1 protein-coding gene is annotated in these 1,345 nt (G+C 75.6%); it reads right to left on the reverse strand.

Features of this window, described 5'->3' with window-relative positions:
• Positions 1–617: 617 nt before the first annotated feature.
• Positions 618–1,154: a methylated-DNA--[protein]-cysteine S-methyltransferase gene (locus H5J33_RS35420; protein WP_181798742.1), complete on the reverse strand. Its 537-nt coding sequence runs from the start codon at positions 1,152–1,154 to the stop codon at positions 618–620.
• Between the last annotated feature and the right edge of the window lie 191 nt (positions 1,155–1,345).

The following is a 1,345-nucleotide window of genomic DNA, read 5'->3' on the forward strand; positions in this document are numbered from 1 at the left end:
GGATCCCGGAGCGCCCCTACGACAGCGACCCCAACCGTCCAGGGCGGCGGGGCCGGCTGGGCGGCGGCCGGTGTCATGAGGGCCGCCGGCAGCAGCGGAAGGAGGACCGCGAGAACCCGTACGACCTTGGCCATGTGTGCCCGCCCTTCAAGGACGCCGATCCGGGACGCCCTTCGCAGCGAAAATGCCACAACCGGGACCGACACGCCGTGCACCGCCCGCAGATCCACCCGTTCGGCGCATCGGAGGGCCCGGCGCGTTCATGATTCGTTCAACGTGCGCGCCGTCCGGGCCGGTTACCTTAGGTGCCGTGACCGGATGGGCGTTCGACGCTTGCGGCGCCCTGGCGCCGGTGTCCTGGGAGGGGAGAGCAGCGATGGCGGTGTGCAAGAGGTGCGGGGAGGAGAGGCGCCGGTGGCCTCGGTCGTGTTCCCGGTGCGAGTCCGGGTGGGACCGGGCGGAGACGACCGCGGACGTCGCCGGACTCGCGGTGGAAACGGGGCTGTTCGGGTGGGTCGGACGAGGTGTCGTGGGCATGGTGCGGCTGGTGGGGCGCGCGCTGGACTGACCGGACCGGCCCGCACGCGGGGTGACCGCGGCGGTCCCGGACCGCAGGGCTAATCCGCGGGAACGGACGGTGCCCCTCCCGGGTGTACGGGCGTCCCGGGGTGCAGGGCGCCCTCCAGGGTGAGCAGCCGCAGCTTGCGCTCGAGTCCGCCCGCGTACCCGGTCAGCGCGCCGTTCGCGCCGATCACCCGGTGGCAGGGGCGCAGGATGAGCAGCGGGTTGGCGCCGATCGCCCCGCCGACGGCGCGCACGGCGGCGCGGGGGGCGCCGATCCGGGCGGCGATCTCCCCGTAGGTGACGGTGGTGCCGTAGGGCACCTCGTCCAGCGCTGCCCACACCGCCCGCCGGAACTCGGTGCCGGACGCCCGCAGCGGCAGCCGGAACTCCGTGCGCTCGCCGGCGAAGTACGCGGCGAGCTGCTCGGCGGCGGCCCGGAACGGTCCGCGGTCGGCCCGCCAGTCGTCGCGCACGCTGCGGCCGCCCTTCTGCCCGGGCACGGACAGCGAGGTCAGCGCGCCGTCCGCGTCCGCGGTGAGCAGCAGCGGCCCGACGGGGGCGTCCAGGTGGGTGTAGTACACGGTGGTCATCGGACCGGGGTTCCTCGCTTCGTGAGGGAGTGGGTGAGGGTGTCGCGCCGGTCGGGTGGGCCCGGCGCTCACGGGATCCGCTCCCCCGCCACCCGCAGGTGCCGCACGGCGTACGACCGCCAGGGCCGCCAGGTGTCGGGGAGGCCGGCGCCGGGCGGGGCGACGTCGGGGTCGCCGAGGGCGCGGACGCG

Origin of the sequence: Streptomyces sp. WELS2, from assembly GCF_013870595.1 — a bacterium.
GTDB lineage: Bacteria > Actinomycetota > Actinomycetes > Streptomycetales > Streptomycetaceae > Streptomyces.